Origin of the sequence: Pedobacter sp. V48 (assembly GCF_000523515.1) — a bacterium.
In the GTDB taxonomy this organism is placed as follows: Bacteria; Bacteroidota; Bacteroidia; order Sphingobacteriales; family Sphingobacteriaceae; genus Pedobacter.
The window spans coordinates 141,504-163,991 of sequence record NZ_AWRU01000034.1; the positions used below are offsets into that span (position 1 = coordinate 141,504).

The 22,488-nt window shown below is 43.8% G+C and carries 9 protein-coding genes and 2 pseudogenes; 7 read left to right on the forward strand and 4 right to left on the reverse strand.

The window, feature by feature from the left end; all coding sequences use genetic code 11:
- Positions 1-181 precede the first annotated feature (181 nt).
- The 5 genes and pseudogenes from N824_RS26075 to N824_RS26095 all read left to right on the forward strand — a co-directional run bounded on the left by N824_RS26075 (position 182) and on the right by N824_RS26095 (position 10,739).
- A complete protein-coding gene (locus tag N824_RS26075) occupies positions 182-3,499 on the forward strand; it encodes a SusC/RagA family TonB-linked outer membrane protein (protein ID WP_161662370.1) in 3,318 nt (1,105 codons plus the stop codon).
- Positions 3,500-3,509: 10 nt separating this feature from the next.
- Positions 3,510-5,006: a RagB/SusD family nutrient uptake outer membrane protein gene (locus N824_RS26080; protein WP_048908046.1), complete on the forward strand. Its 1,497-nt coding sequence runs from the start codon at positions 3,510-3,512 to the stop codon at positions 5,004-5,006.
- Between the two features lie 23 nt (positions 5,007-5,029).
- The gene (locus tag N824_RS26085; RefSeq protein WP_048908047.1) at positions 5,030-7,528 is read left to right on the forward strand and encodes a sugar-binding domain-containing protein; all 2,499 of its coding nucleotides are present in this window, start codon (positions 5,030-5,032) and stop codon (positions 7,526-7,528) included.
- A gap of 54 nt (positions 7,529-7,582) precedes the next feature.
- A pseudogene (locus N824_RS26090) lies at positions 7,583-9,397 on the forward strand (beta-galactosidase).
- Between the two features lie 403 nt (positions 9,398-9,800).
- Complete coding sequence (locus tag N824_RS26095; protein ID WP_152542467.1) at positions 9,801-10,739, forward strand: hypothetical protein; 939 nt, start codon at positions 9,801-9,803, stop codon at positions 10,737-10,739.
- Between the two features lie 146 nt (positions 10,740-10,885).
- On the opposite strand, the gene N824_RS26100 is transcribed toward N824_RS26095, so the two are convergent.
- The 4 genes from N824_RS26100 to N824_RS26115 all read right to left on the reverse strand — a co-directional run bounded on the left by N824_RS26100 (position 10,886) and on the right by N824_RS26115 (position 19,135).
- Positions 10,886-12,466 carry an RICIN domain-containing protein gene (locus N824_RS26100; protein WP_048908050.1) on the reverse strand — a complete coding sequence of 527 codons (1,581 nt, stop codon included), beginning with the start codon at positions 12,464-12,466 and terminating at the stop codon, positions 10,886-10,888.
- Positions 12,467-12,529: 63 nt separating this feature from the next.
- Positions 12,530-13,441, reverse strand: a complete 912-nt coding sequence (locus N824_RS26105; RefSeq protein ID WP_048908051.1) for a Nif3-like dinuclear metal center hexameric protein — start codon at positions 13,439-13,441, stop codon at positions 12,530-12,532.
- A gap of 15 nt (positions 13,442-13,456) precedes the next feature.
- Complete coding sequence (locus N824_RS26110) at positions 13,457-14,275, reverse strand: Nif3-like dinuclear metal center hexameric protein (RefSeq protein ID WP_048908052.1); 819 nt, start codon at positions 14,273-14,275, stop codon at positions 13,457-13,459.
- Positions 14,276-14,956: 681 nt separating this feature from the next.
- A complete protein-coding gene (locus tag N824_RS26115; RefSeq protein ID WP_048908053.1) occupies positions 14,957-19,135 on the reverse strand; it encodes a hybrid sensor histidine kinase/response regulator transcription factor in 4,179 nt (1,392 codons plus the stop codon).
- Between the two features lie 161 nt (positions 19,136-19,296).
- On the opposite strand from N824_RS26115, the pseudogene N824_RS33910 reads away from it, so the two are divergent.
- Together N824_RS33910 and N824_RS33915 are read left to right on the forward strand one after the other, a co-directional pair.
- A pseudogene (locus N824_RS33910) lies at positions 19,297-21,117 on the forward strand (glycoside hydrolase family 2 protein).
- Complete coding sequence (locus N824_RS33915; protein ID WP_200869941.1) at positions 21,068-22,486, forward strand: beta-galactosidase domain 4-containing protein; 1,419 nt, start codon at positions 21,068-21,070, stop codon at positions 22,484-22,486. Before N824_RS33910 ends, N824_RS33915 begins: the two are co-directional and overlap by 50 nt.
- The last annotated feature ends 2 nt before the right edge of the window (positions 22,487-22,488 follow it).

Genomic DNA, 22,488 nt, shown 5'->3' on the forward strand with positions numbered 1-22,488 from the left:
CTATTCAAGTCATTATCGAACGATTAAATCGGAGACGCAGCGAACGCCCCCGATCTAGCCTTGCGGCAGTCGTCAAGCTTAAATCTTTTACCAATTAATCTCAACTAACCAAATGTATAAAAATTATTTTGCATGTAAGCGTGCTGTCACTTCACGCCGCTTATCCAAATTGTTTCGGACGATGAAATTAGTAACAATCTTAATGTTGGTGTGCATTTTTCAGGTTAATGCAAATACCTATGCACAGAACATCAGCCTTAACGTGAAGAACGCTTCGCTGGAAGCGGTATTTCAACTGTTGACCAATCAATCCGACTATGAGTTTATCTATAACTCTGAAAGTTTACAGAACACTAAACCGGTTAGTGTTTTGGTGAAAAATGAACCATTTCTAGACGTTTTAAAGAGATGTTTTACCAACCAGCCTGTTAGTTTTCTGATCAAAGACAACACGATTGTTGTCACCAAAATGGACGCACCACTCACCACGACCAAAGCGATCCAAAATGTCATTACCGGCACAGTTTTATCCGCAGATGACGGACTGCCAATGCCCTCTGTGTCTGTGAAGTTACTCAACAGTACAAAGGCCGCAGCAACTGACAACCAGGGTAAGTTTACAATTGAGGCAATTATCGGGCAAACATTACGGTTTAGCTACCTGGGCTTTGAAAGCCAGGACTATGTCATTAGAAATACTGCCCCGATCAAAATTTCCATGAAGACCGCTGAAAACGCGCTCTCAGAGGTAGCTGTGGTAGGATATGGAACGCAAAGAAAGCGGGACGTTACCGGCTCGGTCGTTTCCATCAGCACTAAGGATTTACCGCAGGTAGCCAATGTGTCCATCAATAATCTTTTACAGGGCAGAGCTGCCGGACTGAACCTGAACCAGCGCAGTGCGCAGCCCGGAGGAGGGCTCTCTGTTAACATAAGAGGAGGCAGCGCTGCTCCACTGTATGTGATCGACGGCGTACCTCTGTTTAACAACAGGGCACCGGAACCTAGCATCGATCAAAAAGATATAGGTTTTGCAGGGGGTGTGGACCGAGATCCTTTAAGCTCTATCAATCCCTCTGACATCGAATCTATTGACGTGCTTAAGGATGCCAGCGCAGCAGCCATTTACGGATCTGCAGCGGCAAACGGCGTAGTATTAATTACAACCAAAAAGGGCAAGAACGGAAAAATTCAAACCGACTACAGGGGTAGCTACACGGTGCAGTCTCCGAAAGACTATTTCCAGTTTTTAAACGCCAGGGATTTTATGGAACAGCAGGTGCGTATCGCAAAAGACAAATTCTTATACGACAACAACCTGGCGCCTTATGGCAACTCTACAGCTTCGCCGGTTTTTTCCCCGCTGTTCTCTCAGGATCAGATCGCATCAGCAGGCGCCGGTACTGATTGGCTGGGCCTGCTAATCAGAAATGGTAACATTAATGAACATAACGTATCCATATCGAGCGGTTCTGAAAAAACGAAAATGTATACTTCCTTAAATTATTATAACAACAAAGCAATCATCGAAAATTCTGACTTTAAAAGGTACACCGGCCGGATGAACCTGGAACAACAGTTGGGCGCGCGCGTGAAGTTTTTGGTAAATACAACCTTTAGCCAGATCAACAGCAATAATGCGACGACCGGATCGAACGACGGCGGAGGAGTAGAAAAATATAATGGCCTACAGGCAGCATATGCCTACGTGCCAACGGTGGGCATTTATGATGAAGCCGGTAATTATTCAACCAGCCTGAACAGGTTAATCACCAACCCGGCTGCATTTTTCATCATTACCAACACGACAAAAACAAACAGGATTTTTATAGCGCCCAATCTGGAGGTAAAAGTTCTGGACAACCTTAAATTTAATCTGGTAAGCGGGATCGACAGGCAGAGCTCACGTTTGAGCTATTATCTTCCTAGAAAGGCACGAAACGCTCAATTACCCGAGGGTATGGCACAATTGTCAACCAATGTTTTAGGTAACTACAGCGGGGAAGGCTATGCGACTTTTGATAAAATCTTTGGTAAACACAGCTTGAGTATCGTTGGTGGTGGCGGATATTATAAAACGCACAGTGAAAATTTTGGCTTGCAAGCAGTGGGCTTCTTTACAGATGCCCTTGGCCCGGATAACGTCGGTATCGCCAGCAATAAGGAAAAGAGTTTTCAAAATTCTTCGAAGAGTGAAGTGGTTAAGATATCGCAATTTTTAAGGATCAACTACGCATTCAACTCAAAATACATGCTGTCTTTCAACGCCAGACGTGACGGATCGAGCAACTTTGCCGCCAACAATAAATGGGGAATCTTTCCCGGGGTATCTTTGGGCTGGCAAATTTCACAGGAATCCTTCTTATCCTCATCCAAAGTTGTTTCCAACCTTAAGTTCCGTGTTGGATATGGAGCAGTCGGAAATGACGCCAACTTAAATGCGCTGACCCTTTATGGCTTGGGCGGCGGAAGCTTCTTAATAGGCAACACGCTGTATCCAAGCGTAGCCTTAACACAACTGGGTAATGATAACCTGACCTGGGAGACTGATAAATCAATAAATATCGGGTTGGATTATGGATTGCTGAATGACCGCGTGACAGGCGCAATCGAAGTATTCAGAAGAGACGCTACTGATTTCATACGATACGTGCCTTTGCCGTTCAACAATTCTGTTTCAAGATACCAGACAAACTTGGGCGGAGACACCCGGAGCGAAGGAATTGAATTTAGCGTGAACTCCAAAAACACTACAGGGAAACTTCGCTGGGAAACTCTATTTAACATCTCCCAATATCGCAACAGATGGCTGAAGAGAAGCCCCTATGATGTGTTAAATATCTATCAGAAAAAAGATGACCGGCTGGATGTTGTTTATGGCTGGCAAACCGACGGTATCATCCAGAATGCGGAAGGCCGGCCATCCTACATGCCTGACGCGAGACTGGGCAATGTCCGGTATATTGACCAAAACAGTGATGGCAAATTAGACGTAAAAGATGTTGTGAAGCTAGGCTATCGGGATCCTAAATGGATACTGGGTTTAGGTAACACCCTTTCTTTCAAAAATTTTGATTTAAATGTGTTCGTCTATGGAAGAATTAAGCAGTATATGTCTAATAATTACGCCGGATTCTACGGCCCCGACAGGATCGCAAGGCAGGATGCGCAAAACACGCTGATTGGAATAAAAAATGTGTGGACTACTGGCAATCCTACCGGATTCCTGCCAGGTGTAGCCGCCAATCCCTATGCCGGCGCTAATCCCACCAGCACAAGCGATTTTTACCAGCAGAACGTTAACTACCTGAGGATCCGAAATGTCACTTTGGGATATACATTTCAAAGAATGAAAATCGTCCGTTCAGTTCGCATGTTTTTAGATCTACAAAACCTGGCTACCATAACCAATTATAATGGATACGATCCGGAGCTCTCTGAAGACAATCCCTATCCACAAACCTTGTCAACTACATTTGGCATCAACGTAAACTTTTAAACTCATTATTATGAAAAAGTATAATTTTAAAACTAACGTAGTAATCGTTTTATGCCTGATATGCACAGGCATGGTTTTTCTAAGTAGCTGTGAGAAGGCGCTGGAGACCAAAATTTACTCGCAATTAACCCCGCAAAACTTCTACCAGTCAGAGAGCGATGCCAATTCCGCCTTAATCACCTTATATGTTCCTTTTACCACGAACTGGGGCAACCCCGATCCTGGCAGTGGAGTATGGTATCCATCATTATACAATTCCAATTCCAGGACCTATTTACTGCGATCGCTGCTTTCAACCGACGAAGTTAACGGCGAAGGAGACAGAGACCTTTTAAACTTTACCTGGGGGGCATCAACCTGGACAGGAGACAAAGAGCCGACTTACTATAAGATCAGTTATGTAGCCAGGGCTACCGAAATAATCGATGCGATCAATAAGAGCGACAATGTGAATGAGGCGATTAAGAAGAGTTACACAGCCCAAGCCAAGACCTTAAGAGCCTGGTTGATGTATATTCTATATGATCTTTATGGCCCGGTAAATGTAAAAACAGATCCCGCTACATTGACAGATACTTCGGCAACCCCACGACCCTCAGCCGCAGAATACTGTGAGTTTATAGAAAAGGATCTAAAAGAGGCCATACCGGATCTGAAGGATAAATACAACGCAGATGCCGCAAACTGGGGCCGCGTATCAAAAGGAGTGGCAAATATGGTATTACTTAAACTGTATATGCACAATAAACAATGGGCAAAAGCAGAAGAAGTGGCTAAAAATCTTGCGGCTATGAATTATTCCTTGCTTACCGGAGCCTCAGGCTATGCCAATGTCTTTAAACAAAAAGCAAACAATGAAATTATTTATGCTGTACCGGCTAATGATGCTTCGCCAAATTATTGGATACAAAGTTCATTACCGGGAGACTTCAAAACAGGCGGCGGGATTACAAGAGAACCGGGCTGGGCATCGATTTTTATGCCATGGGCTTTCTATGACAAATATGAAGCGGGCGATTTGAGAAAATCAACTATCATAGAGAACTATACCAAGACAGACGGGGCGATAGCAAACAGAAGCTCAGGCTTAAGGGGCGCAGTCCCATTGAAATTCACGGGGATCAGCGGAAACGGCCCAGGCTATGGAATAGATGTAGTAGTTTTTCGTTATGCAGAGGTGCTTTTATCCTTGGCCGAGGCAATTAACGAACAACGTGGTCCTGAAGAGGCTTACGTGTATGTGAATGAAGTAAGAACAAGGGCTGGGGTCGCACCTTTTTCCGGAATGACGCAAAGTCAGTTCCAAGCCGCTTTGTTAGATGAACGAGGCCGGGAACTCTATGCAGAAGGGTCTCGCAGGCAGGATTTAATTCGAAACGGCAGTTTTATTTCCAATGCCATCGAACGCGGGAAAACCAATGCCAAACCTTATATGGTACTTTATCCTATCCCTAACGCGGTGATCGTACAGGGCAAAGGTGTGATCGAACAGAACCTTGGTTATTAAACCGTGAATTAGAATTTAGAAAGATGAAACATATATTTTTTGCCATCTGCTTGACTATACTTGCTACCAATATTTCACAAGCGAAACCCACAAAAGAGCGTTATAAGTTATTAATGGACCGTAACTGGAAGTTTTTTCTTGGTGACAATAAAAGTGCTTCGGCGAATGAATTTGACGACAGCTCCTGGAGGCTACTGAACCTGCCCCATGACTGGAGCATCGAAGGAAAATTTCAAAAGGATGCTCCCGCAGGCGGTGCCGGTGGCTATTTGCCTACTGGGATAGGCTGGTACCGAAAGCAATTTAACTTACCATCCTCAGCAACCAAGGGTAAACAGGTAAGCATACAATTTGATGGTGTCTACATGAACAGCGAAGTATGGATCAATAACCATAACCTGGGGAAAAGGCCCAACGGATATGTAAGCTTTGTTTATGATCTTACCCCATACCTCTTACCAGGTAAAAACACCATTGCTGTAAGGGTTGATAACTCCCAGCAGCCCAACTCCCGCTGGTATGCAGGTTCAGGTATTTACCGGCATGTATGGCTTAACATCACCGCGCCGGTACATGTCGGGCAATGGGGCACTTACATAACCACACCTCATGTGAGCGCCGATTCTGCAACTGTTTCGGTGAAAACAACTGTTGAAAACCATGGGTCTAAAGTGAGTAAAACGGTGCTTACATCAAAAATTTACAGTCCTGATGGAAAAGAGGTTGCATCTGCCACTATCCCCGTTATGACTGAGCCTAACTCCAGCGAAGTTTTTACGCAACAGCTGAAAATTTCTTCCCCTGCCCTATGGGATGTGAATACACCGCATCTATACACCATGCATTCCATTATCAAGCAGGATGGAAAAATAATTGATGATTTTGAAAGCACCTTCGGTGTTCGAAAAATAGACTATAGTTCTACCAAGGGGTTTTTGCTTAACGGTAAAAAAGTTAAAATGAATGGTGTTTGCCTCCATCACGATGCAGGCAGTGTTGGCACTGCCGTGCCGGAAGATATGTGGGTACGCCGCCTACAGATACTGAAGGACATGGGTTGCAACGCGATCAGAACTTCTCACAATCCTGCCGCTCCGGAGTTTTTGGATTTATGTGATAAAATGGGTTTCCTGGTAATGAATGAGATTTTCGATGAATGGAAATCAGGTAAAGTAAAATACGGAATTAATCAATACTTTGATGAATGGTCACAAAGGGATATTGTCGATTTTGTACATCGAGACCGTAATCATCCCTCGGTTGTTATGTGGAGTGCAGGCAATGAAATAGGCGAGCAATCACAATCAAATGGCGCTGAAATTCTTCGTCCATTAATTGAGGCTTTTCACAAAGAAGATCCTACACGTCCGGTAACAACCGGCAACGACAGAATAGCGGCCGATGATGCGCCGGCCAAGTTGCCCTTTCTTGACATGCTGGATATTGTGGGATACAATTATGTGGACCGGTGGCATGACAGACGCGAATTATTCTATAGTAAAGACCATCAGGATCATCCAAACTGGAAGATGGTTGGGACTGAAAGCGTTTCAATAAGGGGAATGCGAGGCAATTATTACCGGGGGGGCGACCGCGGAGTAGACATTGACTCGTCGGTCATCAGGCCTGCTAATATGTCTACCGTTGTACGGGCCGAGCAGCTTTGGAAATTTGTATCGATGAACGATTATGTCATCGGGGATTTTATGTGGACCGGCATAGATTACTTAGGGGAAGCTAAATGGCCGGCCAAAAGTTCGACCGCGGGCGTAATTGATCTTTGCGGATTTCCGAAAGACAGTTATTACTTCTATCAAAGCCAATGGACACCCAAACCGATGATTCACCTGTCGCCGCACTGGAATTGGAAAGGGAAAGAAGGCACAGTCATGCAAGTGATGGCCTATACAAATTGTGACAGTGTTGAACTGTTTCTAAATGGCAAATCTTATGGGATAAAATCGCTGAACTTTCCCCGTCAAGGAAACGCTGGTGCATGGGATGCCTACGCCACGCCGCCAGTCTACACCAGCACAGCTGACCTCCATTTGATTTGGGATGTCCCATACACGCCTGGGGTACTAACTGCGGTTGGAAGGAAAAATGGTAAAATCGCTTACAAGGAAGAAATACATACAACCGGAACTCCTGCTGCTATTCGTTTATCTTCAGATAAAAATTCGCTGCAAGCTAATGAAACCGACGTAGCTCATTTGAAAATTGAAATTATAGATGAAAATGGCCATGTGGTGCCTGATGCGGATAATTTAATTCAGGTGAAAGTGAATGGCACCGGGCGTTTAATTGGTTTAGACAACGGCAATCAGGTTGACCATACTGCAATGAAAGACAGTCAACGAAAAACCTTTAATGGGTTAGCCCTCGCCGTTTTGCAATCTACCAACAAAATTGGGGAAATTCAGATTGAGGTAAGTGCGCCGAATCTTAAGACTGCCTCGGCGCGGATCGTGACGCAACGAGTGATTGAGCCTACTCTAACGATCGAAGACCTGAAAAAATAAAACTTTAAGCCTAAATCCTGACAAAAAGAATAAAATGCGACGCAATACATCATTATGGAAAATTATTTGCCGAGACAAATTTCCATTGAACGGGCAAAGCTATTTAAAACAACAGGATTCACAACAAAGAAATTAACCATTAAGAAATCTAAAATCATGAAATATTTATATTTAACGGGAATTCTGCTTCTGGCTTTTTGTGCCGATGTCAGCGCTCAGAACAATAAAGCAACCGAAAAACGAACTAGTGGAATTCCGGGTCATGGACTAGCGATCAAAAGCGTTGATGATCTGTTTGATCCCGCGTTTCAAGTAAAGACAGTCACCATACTCTCTGAAAAAGCAGCCCGCACGGCCAAGGTGCCTCTGGGTCTGATACGCCTTAGCAACAACAAACTCGCAGTTATGGCTAATGACAAATCTGGAAACCTGAAGCCCTTCTACATGAAAGGAATCGAAACCGGCTTTTGGGACACAAGGAATGCTGATTTTGACCTTGTATTTGATGCCTACAAAAAAATGGGTGCCAACGCGGCTATGTTTATCATACATTGGAGCGACATTGAGCCTCAGGATGGAAAATTTGATTTCTCGTACACTGACAAGATCGTCGCAAAAGCGGAAAGTCGTGGCATAAAAATAGTCTGGGCACTTTTTATGCATGAACAGTTTGATATGCCTTTTTTACCTGCGGCTGAAAACCTGTGGATGTATAATCTGGATACCCGCGATGGGGCCAATTATGCTATACAATGGGTTAAGGACAAAAATGGAGATATTATCAAAGATATCCCGACACAAAAAGAAAAGAAATACACCGAAATAATGCCATGCTACGGGAATCCTGTGGTCCATAACCGGATCATCAGGATGCTCGGCCGGCTTGCAGCTCACTATAAAAACTCACCGTCGGTGATCGGGGTCCAACTTGGCAATGAGGAACACATTAGTTATCAGGGGGAAGACGCAGATWWMAANMSGCATAYSMWMSYRTYCWTKSATAAAWRGWRMMCASWAACAGGAGAAACTTCATGGAACCGCTTCAAGCTAGCGATCGTAAAGTTATGGTTTTCAAGATTCACTACCGCTTATCATTTAGAGGATCCCTATAAGCTCACCATGATGAACCCAATAGCCGGGGGACCTGAAAAAGGAGAGACTGGCATTATCGACCGAAGCGGCACAGATGCAACCACGTTTCGTGACAGTAAGATCGATGTGATCGCTACCATGKTSTWMTGGNNCYATCNGNRAMYAAKWTYTKKWWTAATNKWKACNSMGRYYWMYRAGRTMWAYAMTSTNTWCNSCTAYMCKACGCNWCTTCCGATCTTAATGAGCACGGAGATCGGTATTGGCAAGCTTAATACGCTGCCCTACACGCAGGAATTTATGATCAACTTTCTTGAGCGCGGTTCGCAGGGCTTTGCGGTCTATTCGTATGGTCACATGGGTACGCGCGACGGAGTGATCAATGAGAATGGGGAATTTTATCAAAAGTTCATGGCAATGGTAACCGCAAATGAGGACATCATTTGGCAGGGGTTGCCCGGCACCGGAGATAACATTTCGATCACTTCAACATACGGCGGGGGAAAAGTAAGTTGCCTGCACAACGGCAATAATGCCGCACTTGGCATCCTTCATTTTCCGGATGATTTGGATGACAAGATTAAGGAGAAGAAGGCTGATATCCCGGTAGAAATCCTGGTAAAAAGGAAAGGTAGATATCTAATTGAAACTTATAAAGACGGTAAGCTAACAGCTACGCAAGTTGAAAACCTGACTGCATACAAAGGCTTTCTGATCAGCAACAACTTATCCAACAAAGCATCCGCCTTTTTTAAAGTTAAGCTCCTGGATCCCAAATAGGGTCGTCCCTCAGGTATTCAGCCATGATTCGTAGAAACCTTTTGGATGGGATTATGCTGGAATGATGAGAAACCATGGTTTTTCATCATTCCAACATAATTAGTTTAGTGTAATTACCGCTTTGCTGACTTAAGTAAGAACATGATCATCGGCAGTAAGCAATAACAATAAGTTTGTCTGCTTATGACTCCAGGTGTGTTTTCCTGTTGTAACACCTGAAATCCCTAAGGAGTAATTATTTCGGCAGAAGCAGCACTTAGATATCAAACATTTTGTACAAATTCTCTCCACAATCACAGTAGGTGTTTCTTTATGCTAGTCAGAATTGGTAAATTGAAATACCCCTGTGTATACCCGAAACTATGAATGCATTAGATCAAATGACATATTATTACCAGAGACCATGAAAAAGAGCAGTCTGTTTTGCGGAATTGTTATATTTCTATTGTTAGCAAGCGAGCGTTGTCTCTCACAAAAGACTTCGCGAAATTCGGACTTCGAAATTGATATTTCTGGTGGACGAATGCAGGATGCCTTCAATTGGTCGATTGCCGGCTATACAACTGACAACACCTATATCAATATTCTTTCAGAGCTAGCCTGGAAAAATTTAAAAAGTAATGAAATATTAATCGCCGGCAGCTATCGTTTTAAAGATAAGCTGCTTGTTCGAGCCATATTTTCGAAAGCATCAATCTATGATGGAACCGTCAGCGATACCGATTTCCAAAAGAGCAATAGAAAGGATGCGGTATATTCTGGAGTATTTGAGAGTAATGACGGACAATTGTTAAGCTACGGCCTAACTGGAGGGTACTGTATTTCATTAACCGATAACATCTCAATTACACCTTTTATCGGATACGGCGCCGCAAGTCAGGAACTATATATATCGGAAGACAAGGGTCCGGCAAATCTAAACCTGCAAAGCACTTATGATGCAAGGTGGTTGGGTTACAAAGTAGGTTTTGAGATGGAATTTGCGATTGGTAAAAAACTTAATCTGTTGAATCGATTCACTTACAATCAAATCGATTATTCCGCGGACGCAAATTGGAATTTAATTGATGTCTTCCAACATCCGGTCAGTTTCACTCACAAATCCAAAGGATTCGGTATCGTACCTGAAGTTATCATTGGCTACAGTTTGACTCCATTCCTTAAAGCAACCTTGAGGGGACAATTCAGTTATTGGAATACTGGAGAGGGAGAAGATAAATTGTTCCTTCAAAATGGTCAGGTTTTGAGCACTCCACTTAACAAAGTTGAGAGGAAAAGCAAAGGGATTTCTATTGGACTTTCAGTTAACCTAGGAAGGCTTCTAGAACATAAACAGGAATAACCTAAAGTGACGATTCTTACCTGCGGCGTCGGTATAAAGTACAGGTTTTTCTGGAGCTGGTTCGCCAGAAAGGAATAACTACCTTGAAATGTAAAAGGGCTGTCTTCATTTTCAGAACGACAGCCCTTTATTTTTAAGTACGGTCGTTATTCAAGGCGCCAGCGTTGCTGATTTTGCCCGCTCCATGTCCATTGAATTATTTTTCCACCATCGGTCGTAGAATTTGAGTTATCCAGGCTGCTGCCACTTACCTTGTTCCAAATTTTATAGGTACCATCAGGTTGTTGATCTATCCACCATTTTTGGTTTTCACCATAGTTAAAGGTCCATTGAACCATCTGTCTCCCGTTAGTTTTAGTACCATCAGGATTATCTAAAGCTTTTCCACTCCACTGACTTACAATATACCACGAATAGTCTGCATTCTGAGTTAATCTCCACTTTTGCTGACTACCTCCGTTTTTAGTCCATTGAACTACACCAAAACCATTAGCATTGGATGATGAATTGTCAACCGCTTTCCCACTTAGTACGTTAACAATAGAGTGGTCGCCAACGATAGGGTTGGATGATGGAATGGTAACCATTTGAATGACTACCGAACCTTCAACTTCCATCGCCCACCAATTATATGTTGTTGAGGTTTGTTCCTGGAATTTATTTCCTGTAATGTTGAAATCAGTACGACGTCTGTTCCATGCGGCATCGCAATTTTGTTTCAGCCATGGATAATATGTTCCCCACTCATTGTTTTCGCGTGCAAACTTCGCAATACCACGTACTAACTGATCGCAACCAAAGCCACCGTTTGCCGGTTTGTCTTCGTTCAAAATCCCCCAATTAATTTTAGTAAGGATACGGTTAATTGATCTTTTAGCATCGTTGTAATACATAGGATCTTTAGTTATTTTATATAAAGATTGCGCAGCATTAATCATTAAACCGTAGTTATATTGATTGTCATCACCTGTAAAATTTTTACTTGGATCCGGGCCGTAGCCTTCGAAAACCCTTCCTGTGTTGGCATCCCAGATATGAGTGCGGGCCCAAGCATAATTTTGTTTGCACTTCTCTAAGTACGCAGGATCATTTGTAGCTTCATAAAGCAAAGCACCGGTAATGATTTGTGGCCAGTTACTCAACCCACATTTTCCACCACCACTATTAATGTCATCCATTAATTCCCAAATACCACCATCAAAACGGCTGTCCCAGCCGCGGGTCCAAACCATATTCCAATTTTTGGCTGCAACATCCAAAAAAGCACGGTTCCCGGTAATCTTATAGGCTCTAATTGATGCCCAAACGGCCCACTGAACATCATCATTCCAGGTATCCCATTTCCAGTCTGTACCGTCTACTGCGATCAGGTTGGTAACCAAATCACTAACAAGAGAGGCATTGTACTGGTTTGGTGTGCGATCGTACGCGTCTTCAATGGCAAATGTTGCATACGCTTCGCCCCAGAAGAAAGTCCTGTCACGCTCCACGGCTAATCTTTTTGCAAAATAGGCCTGGCCATTATTTCTGACGATAAAGCCCCTGATATAGCCATCGATAACAGCGTCCGCATTTAAAACGCTCTGATCTACTGCTCTAGCCATGGTTGAATTCATTGCCTCACTTTTTGGTACGGGCAAGTCACGTTTACAACCGGGGATAAAAGCTGCAGTAACAAGTAGGGCAATGACACTGCAAAATCGCAATGTTGTTAATTTTTTTTTCATAATTTTAATTTTAGGGTTGATTAGTTTGGTTAATTTTTGTATTTATATGTAATTCGAGTTCGTTTAGATTGTGCGCCAGAATGGATCATTCGCCTCAATAAACTGTACAGGCACTTCATTGATGAACGTACGCAGCCAGCGAGCACAATTGTCCATACCGGCCTCTTCTTTCCTGTTATGCGAGATGATAATAAACCCTTTTTTCTGCCCTGAAGAGACCAGGTCACGTTCCCACTCCGTATTGGTGTTTTCCCGGTCGGGCTCGTAATGTACCGTAACATCAGCTAACGGCGCAACACTTTTAGGTACTTTGTTGGATCCCGTAGCTACCGTCCTTACCATTAGATTCCTATCGCCCACTACTCTTAAGCTATCTGTTCTCAACCGGCGTCTAATCTCAATTGCATAGGTCTCAAGTGTCATCACATGCGGCAGTTGCCATGTATGGCTCGTTTCATCATAATGGTACTGGTCAAAGCCCATTGCTTTATTCCAGCCTTCAGTAATGCCGTCAGGTTTGCGGGCATGCCAATTGTCATGAAACCGATGAACGAACAGGCCATTCCTTCTGATGTATTCCTGTTTATGCTGGTACATCGGGTCACCATCCAAACCTTCTCCCTGATCAAGGTTTGTCCAGAATGTTGGCTCATGCGCCAGGATAAAATTATGTCCGGCTTTAACCGATTTCTCCAAAACTTCCAGCGTTGCCATGAATGAAGTGGTGATACCGTTCACCACGATATCATTTGTGCCCGCACCTTTTACTGTATCAACAGTCGGTGTTTTCCAGGATACGCCCAGGTTCTTTTTGATCCGGTCAATGACCTCGCCAGCCATGATCTTCATATTAGCCGGCTTGTAACCGGGGGCTATTTGTCCGGATGCAAGTAACACCGACCCTGCGGAAATGCCTGCAATACCAATACCAGCTATATTGATAAACTCTCGCCTGGATATGTCTTTATTTTTCATGTTGTTAGGTAAAAATCAAACTACCCAAAATGGCTCATCGGCCGGGATCCATGTTATTGGTAAATCTTTAATAAATGTCGACAGCCATAAAGCCACTTCTTTATAACCAGGATCTTCTGCCGTCGCCCGGCCGAGCAAAACCATGGCTTTATCTTGTCCTTTCCAGGTTAACATATCCCGGAAATATTCGCAGGCCTCCCACTCTATCGCTTCGGCAATTACGATCAGGTTAACCTCGGGGTCCTTTAAAATTTCCTGTAATTGTGAGAGCTTAAACATACCGTGCGATATGGCTGCTTTAGTGATCCGTGTAGCCGGATTGCCAATAACCCGCAGCGCGGAGATATTTAATCTCTTTTTAAACTCGGCTACTGTATCCCGCAAAGTACTCACAGGGAGATTAAAGTACTTGTTCGGCCTGGCATAAGCCGGGGCATTGACATGTGGGCTACGGTATTTATCCCAGCCCAATGCTTTGGCTAAACCGATCAACTGTCCATCAGATGGGCGGTTGTTCCAGTTATCATAGTACCGCCAAAGCACCAGTTTGTTTTTTTCAATATAGTCTCTTTTAAACTGGTAGGCTGGGTCGCCGACCATATAGGTTTCCTGTTGTGAATAATATGCAGGTTGCTGGGTAATGACCAAATTATTACCCAAGGAAACCGATTTCTTCAAAACTTCAATCGATGGGGTAAATGAGGTCGCGATCCCGGTAACTAATGTATCGGGGTCGCCCGCTAAAAAAACATCCGTGGATGAATCTTTCCAGTTTGTGCCGAACTGAGTTTTTACCCGATCAATCAGCTGCTGCGCTGTAATCTGTTCTAACATAATGAATTGGGACTACGTCTATATTTGGTTTGGATAACAATGGGAGGACAATGAGTTGAAGTGATAACTATTTCACTCCCAAATTCAAATATAGCCAATCGATACGCCCTTTATCATCGCACTATTGCGACCCTCTTCAGAAACGGATCATTTGCCTTTAAAAAGAACAAATGGCAAAAAAATATGCATATTCAGGCAATCAATTGGGGCAACGAATCGAGCTGTTTGTGACATAGCGCCCGGCAACAAGCGATATCTTTTAGCTGAGCTAATAGAATTTTTACAGCAGCTCACCGGCGAAAATGGGCAAACTTTACGGCCTGTCACCCACATCTGTAAACCTAACACATCACTTTCCCCCTCACTGAACATGCTTTACATTGTCCAATATTTTACCCACTGGACATTATGCTGGTTGGAGCTTAAAAACCTGTCAATCATCTCCCCACTCCTGCGGAACTTCATTTTACCCTAAGAACTTACCGACATCAGAAGACGTCTTTCTTAGCCTGTAGCAGGTCTTTTTTGCAGATGATAACTTGCTGAATTCGGATGATGGCAGTAACAGAGAGAGAGGGTTCGTTTAGCCAGATTTGAACATAATTACGTTTCATCTGATAACCCAATAGGCTGTTGGGGCAGTTGAGATGGGAAGGATCAAATGATCTTGATTTCGGGGCCTTATTGAACCTGGACTGTCGATGTTCTATTTTTCAGCTCCTGAATGAACTGCAACGGCGGTTTCCCGTACTCTTTTTTAAACGCCCTGGAAAAACTCGTATTGCTCTGCAAACCGATGCGGGTAGCGACCTCGCTCATAGTCACATCTTCATGAGTCATGATATGGATGGCTTTCTTTAATCTAATGGTTCTTATATAATCACCTACCGGTTGCTCTGATATTTTTTTGATCTGTTGATACAATTTGGTACGACTAACATATAACTCGCTGCATAAAAAATCAACGTCAAGGTTGGGATTTTCCAGGTTCTGTTCAATAACACGCAGAAGTTTTGCCGTAAATTCCTTGTCTTTTTCTGTACTTAGATTCTTGGTTGCTTCAACCAACAGGTCATTTGAATAGTGCAGTTTGATACTTTCGCTTTGCTCAAAGAGATTTTTTACAGTCAATAATAAGACCTCCATACTGACTGGTTTTGTAAAATAGAAATCAGCACCTGATTCCAGTCCTTCGATCTTCGCAGCCACGGCGTCCTTGGCAGATAAAATAATAAAGGGAATGAATTTCAGGTCTTCCCGGCGTTTGATCTCCCGGCATAACGCTATACCGTCCATTCTTGGCATCATTACATCACTGATAATAAGATCTGGCCCACGATTAGTTGCGATCTCCAGGGCGCTCAGGCCATCGTTTGCCTCAAGGATATGATAGTGTTCCTGGAACGCCTGTTTCAAGAATGTGCGAAGTTCATCATTGTCATCAACGATCAGCAAGTGCTTTCCACTTTTTGGAGTTACGACAACGCTACCTGTTTCTTTAACAGGAAACAATACCGATTTGTCAGTCGTCTCGAGCCTGATTTTCTGATCAGCCTCAACAGCTGCTGTTTCGGGTAAGGAATAATTGTCATCGCCCCATGGTATGCCTATAACGACTTCTGTCCCTTTATTCCTCTCACTGGAAACATAAATGTCACCTTTATGAAGTGAGGTTAGACTTTTGACCAGCGCTAAACCTACGCCTGAGCCCAAGTGATCGTTGCTTACCCTGTAATAACTGTCAAATATTTGACTGATCGAATCAGCCGAAATGCCAATACCCGTATCTACGATTCTGAAATAAATGTATTTATTTGCCCGTTCCTGCTTATACAACTGTTCAAATACTGTATCATACACAGGCCTCTGGCTGTTAGAGTTGGTTAGTACCTCAAAAGATATTTGTCCGCCCCTTGGCGTGTATTTAAAGGCGTTGCTTAGTAAATTAAAAAGGACCTTCTCAAGTACCTGCCCATCAAATAAGCCCTTTAGCGGGAAGGATGCAAGCTTCCCGGCATCAATTACGAGGTTAAAGCTTATGCCCTTTTTATCAGCAAGGTCTCGGAACTCCTGTGCCAGATTTTCGCAAAATTGATCGACCATCAAGGGTCTGACATGTAATTTGATCAGGCTGTCGGACACCTTCTTGAAATTCATTAATTCGCTAATCAGGTTGAGCAGTCTTTGCGCATTTCTAAACATCAGCTGATAAGCGTCCACCAACGCTGTGTTATTATTTTGCGAGATGAGTTTTTCAAGCGGCCCCAGTATTAAAGTTAACGGAGTACGGAACTCATGCGAAATATTGGTAAAGAACTGCAGCTGTTGTTGATACAGTTCTTCACGTTGTTGATGTATCTCTTCCCGCTTTTTTTCATTAAGCTCACGTAACTCGACTTCGTTCTTTAAACGGTACCACCTGGCCTGGTAAATATATACCGCGAGCAGGGAACAAAGAAACAAGAATCCGTAGCTTATTTTAGCAGCAGTTGACTTCCACCATGGCGGGGTAATGGTAATTGCGATCTCAGCGGCCATTTTACTCCATAACCCGTCGTTGTTGGAAGCTTCTACAACAAATTTGTAATCCTCAAAATCAAGATTATTATAAACAGCTGTTGGGTTTTTCCCATCGGTGTAACGCCAGCCAACATCGAAACCGACCAATCGGTACCGATATTTACATTTAAGCGGGTTGGCGAAATGCATCGCTGAGAATGAAAGTACAATATTATTCTGACGATGATCCAATTTTAGCCCGTGAATATAGCCGACGGCTTTATCGACATAATTTTTAACTGAATCTGATCGCCCATAACCGGGCGATTGATTATTAATTAGAATTCCGGTGATCACGGGCCTGGCTGCGATCCCATTATTTTTGATTTGCCCGGGATAGAAGTAATTTAGTCCGTTCAGCCCACCGAAGTAAAGTCTGCCGCTTGCTCCTTTAAAAGAGGCGCGGACTTTAAAGCTGTTACCCTGTAAACCATCACTTTTCTCGTACCTGACGAGGGTTCCGCGCGCGGGGTTAAAGCGGATCAGCGCATTGCCCCCAATCCACAGGTTTGCGCTATTATCCATTTCCAATGCTTCTACATCTTTAAATATCCGTTGGTCGTTGTTATATCGCGTGATGGCATATTGACTCCTGTCAGCAGTGAACAATAGTTTGTTTAAACCGCCGCCGATAGTCCCTATCCAGTAAATGCCGTCATTTTGCCTGCATAGTGGCGAAAGATAATTTGAACTTAATGAATTCGGGCGCTCAGATGCCTTATAACGAACTGTGCTTAGGATAGTTCCGTCCTTGCCGATGACGAGCTGTTTAAGCCCATGGCGACTGGAAACCAACAACTGCGGCTTGTTAAGGTCGGCAAGTATAAAATGGCCTTCGCTATATTCCTTTACATGGTAATGGTTTTGCCTGTCTTTCCAAATCACACCCATTTTATCATGGTTGCCGAACCACATATTCCCATAAAGATCCCTGGCTATGGTCTCTATCTCATAGCGGGGAAATTGCGCTGAGCCGGGTGGTATCCACATCCCGGACCTGTCTGATTTGAGTATGCTGATTCCCTTTTTTGTGCCTATCCACAAGTTACGTCCACTATCCAATGCAAGCGCCAAAACTGCATCGTTTTTCAGTCTGACAGGGGTGTTTCGGGTGTTATAAAAGGTATAGGTGTTGGATTTAAAATGGTATCGATTTAAGCCGTTGGCGTTCGTACCAATCCACAGACTTTCACCGTCTTCCAGTACCGAGCGAATGTAGTTACCAGATAAAGAATTGTTATTGCCGGCGTCGTGTTGCAGGGTATAAAATAGCTTTTGGTTGAGGTCGCAGAAGTTGAGGCCACCTCCGACAGTACATGCCCACAGACATTGCGAGCGGTCAACGAATAATTTAAGCACTGAGCTCGAATTCAGCCCGTAAACTGAGTTGTTATTGGCTATCGTTTGAATGAAACGGAGCTCTTCGTCCAACTGAATGACCGACGAGCCGGTATTCAACCAGTAACCAGCCCCGTCTACGATCTGCATAATTCGATACGTATTGGTTTGAAATCGTTTCTCAATCATCAAACTTTTCAATTTGTTTGAGTTTACCCCCTTGGTGAGTACCACCTGCCCATCACCCGCAAAAATCAATTGATCATGCCTGTTGAAAGATAAGCAGGTAATAAGAGATTCGGCAAAACCGGAAATTTCGAGCCTTTTAAGCGTATTTTTTTCAGCAAGATACCAAAGGCCGCGGTCAGTAGCAAAATAAATATTGCCGGTCCGATCTGATGCGATGTCAAAAAACGACAGGCCCGCAGGTACAACGATCTGCTGCCTGATCAGGGAAGTGCCCTTTATAAGATAAACCTTGAGTTTGTTCGCGTCCAGACCGTAAATCAGGTCGTCCTTTTTCAACAGTTTGGAAAGAACCGGGCTGTTTTCTTTACCTTCAGGCTTAAAGTCAAGATATCTTTCGACAGAGGGGTCAAAACACTGCACACCATCCTCGGTACCGAGCCATATGTTCCCAACCTTATCTGGCTGGGAACAAAGGATCCTGTTTTTTTGCGCATTGCTGATAGGTACATTATTATTGTAATACTTTTTAATAACATAACCGTCATAGCGGTCAAGCCCGAAATTCGTGCCGACCCACAAATAGCCTTTGCCATCCTGGGCAATATCATTTGCATCGGTATGCGATAGTCCCTCATCCACGGTCAGGTATTTAAACCGGTAAGAAAAGGACTGCGAAAGGCAGGGTTGGGTCAGCAGCACGCTGAGCACTGCAGAGCAAGCAAATGTGCCAACGACCCGGCTTATTTTCAGCCAGAACAAACCTTTAAATATCATCAATAGCAGGCGGTTAGATAACAAATCTAATAAAATATACGGTTGTCACAAAAAGAGGGAATACGCTCATCACTGTATAAAGTGGCAAATAATATGCACGATCGGCCAATCGAATATTTTAACATAATAGGTTAATTGCACAACTAACCAGGAGATCCATTATGAATGATTTTTTACTTGGAAAAAAGATCACAGCTGTTTTACTGATCATGGCTTTTAGCCGTATCGCGAGTTTTGCCTTTCAGCAACCGTCTAACCCTTTTTTATCTAAAACAGACACCGCACTAGTTCCGACCGAGATACAGGATCCCGAAAATACCGGCGTGAATAAAGAGTTGAACCATACTACATTGATGCCATATGGTTCCTTGAAAGAAGCATTGGCTGCTAATCGCCATGCCTCCTCTTATTGCCGCAGCCTGAATGGGCTATGGAAGTTCCACTGGGTAGACTGGCCGCAAAAACGACCAGTCAATTTCTATCAGACAAGTTTTGACGTATCTGGCTGGAAAAGCATCGAGGTGCCCTCGTGCTGGCAAATGAAAGGATATGGTATCCCTATTTATACCAACATCACTTTCCCCTTTAAAAAAGATTTTCCACGGGTTATGAGCACACCGCCGGAACAATATACTGCTTTCAGGCAACGGAACGAGGTAGGCAGTTACCGCCGCGATTTTACCGTGCCGGCCGAATGGAATGGCCGCCACATATTCATTGCTTTTGACGGGGTTGATGCCGGTTTCTTTATCTGGGTGAACGGTCAAAAAGTCGGCTACAGCGTGAATAGTAAGAATACTGCCGAGTTTGACCTGACCAAATATATTAAGCCTGGAAAGAACACTTTAGCGGTAGAAGTCTACCGTTATACCTCGGGAAGCTACCTAGAAGACCAGGATATGTGGCGCATGAGCGGCATTTTCCGTAATGTTACTTTATGGAGCGCTCCGGAGTTGCACGTTCGTGATTACGCAATTAAAACAACTTTCGATAAGCAATTTCGTAGTGCTAATGTGCTGGTTAATACAAAAGTTAAAAACTACGGGTCTGTCGCGACAAAAGCAAGAACAATTAAAGTTGCGCTATATAATGGTACTTTGGAAGTACACGGAGCAGTTGGCACGGGTAATATCCCAGGGCTAGGGCCGGGGGAAGAGGCTCAAGTCAAGGTAAATTTCCAGGTGAAAGATCCCAAGAAATGGACAGCAGAGACCCCCACGCTTTATACTTCGGTCATTACAGTTAATGAAGGACAAAACACCATCGAAACACTTTCGTCAAAAACCGGCTTCCGCCAGATTGAAATAAAAGGCCGGATATTTTTACTTAACGGGGTGCCCATCAAATTAAAAGGTGTGAACCGTCATGAACATGAGCCCGAAAGCGGCCACACCGTTACTGAAGACCAGATGATAAAAGATATCAAACTTATCAAGCAAGCGAACTGCAACCACATACGTACCAGTCATTATGCCAACGATCCGCGCTGGTATGAGCTATGTGACCAGTATGGCATTTATCTGGTTGCCGAAGCTAACTTAGAGTGTCATGGCGCAATGAATGATTTTAATGAAGAACCTCGGATAAAAGCCGCGCTGATAGAAAGAAACGTTGCCAACGTGGAAAATTTTAAAAACCATGCTTCAGTAATTATCTGGTCCTTAGGCAATGAGTGCGGAAAGGKGGSRKMANRAYTNKTASGKMWRTRRTWRMAGNYWYKMWWGNCNTYGATRAKYKKSMWANKCNTTANCKAANGNWTYGGWASAGSGKMTGATAAGAATCCTGCTGATATGGATAGCGAAATGTATACCGGCTTTGCGGCTCTGGAAAGTCGTGCTACCGACCCCAAATTAACCAAGCCTTTTTATTTATGCGAGTTCGTGCATGGCATGTTCAATTCCATGGGATCAGTAGACGTATATAATGACCTTTTTGATAAATATCCGAWCYTANCTGGGTGGCGCGCTTTGGGAGTGGCATGACCTGGGCCTTTACAACAACCGTGATCCAGAGCACCCCATAATCGCCTATGGCGGTGGTTTTGATGATCACCCCAATGATAAATATACCATTCTTAACGGCGTGGTGTTTTCAGATCGCAGTCCTAAACCGCATTACTACGAATTAAAACACTGTTATGAGTGGGTAAGCATTCAGCCGAAGGACCTTAAGAACCGTATTTTCACCATCCAAAACAAATATCAGTTCATTAATCTGAACGGCCTGAGGGCGAAATGGGAATTATTTGAGAATGGCAATAAGCCCTTGTCATCAGGTGATATCGCCTTTGGGCTGGTTAACCCTGGCCAGGTAAAGGACATTCAGTTGCCCTATAAATTTACACCAAAACCAGGTATGGAATACTTTGTGCGGATCTCTTTTACGCTGGCAACTGACCAATTATGGGCAAAAAAAGGGTTTGAAACTGTAGCCAGACAATTTGAGCTGCCAGTAGCAGTAACTAAGTTGGATGATTTAAAAGGCGGGAGCCTGACAATGAACGAGGCTAAAAATGAAATCAGGATAACGGGAACCGGCTTCGGGCTAACATTTGATAAAGTAAAAGGTACTTTCTCTACAATTGAAACTGAGGGCGAGAATATTTTGGTAGCTGGTGGTGGCCCGGCCTTACACCTGTGGCGCGCGCCACATCAAAATGACGACGCTGATTATAATAAAAACTGGGAGAAATACGGGTTAAAAATGATTGCCTGGACGGTGGATCAGGTGACAAGCAAACAGCTTTCTGCCGATGCAGTAGAGATCAGTACAACCCTTACCGGTGTAGGAAAACTAAATTTTACCGTTCATCATAAAGTAGTTTACACCATTAATGGACGGGGTGAGATCAGAGCGGTGAACGATGTTGATTTTAGCGAGCCCAATCTATTACTGGCCAAAATTGGTGTGCGGCTCTTTCTCAGGAGAGATCTCAACCAATTTGATTACCTGGGCCGGGGTCCTCTGGAAAACTACGTGAACCGCAAAAACGCATCAGAGGTCGGACACTATTACAGCACTGTAGCCGAACAGCTGACCCCCTACGAAAAGCCGATGGAGGCCGGTAACCACGAGGATGTCCGCTGGGCTAACTTGATATCGGCTACGGGTGTCAGTCTTAACGTCAAACACCTTGACGCGTTGATACAAGTTGCTGCCCTGCCCTACAGCGACGAGGAAATGGAACCTGTCGCGTACCGGATAGACCTGCCAACAAGTAAGCAAACCGTATTATCCATCAGCCATAAAACATTGGGGGTTTGGAGCCGGTCAAAAATGATAGAAACCAATTTAGTGTATGCGCGCCCTGCCACATTTAGTTATCAGTTGCAATTATTCAAAAAGAAATGAAG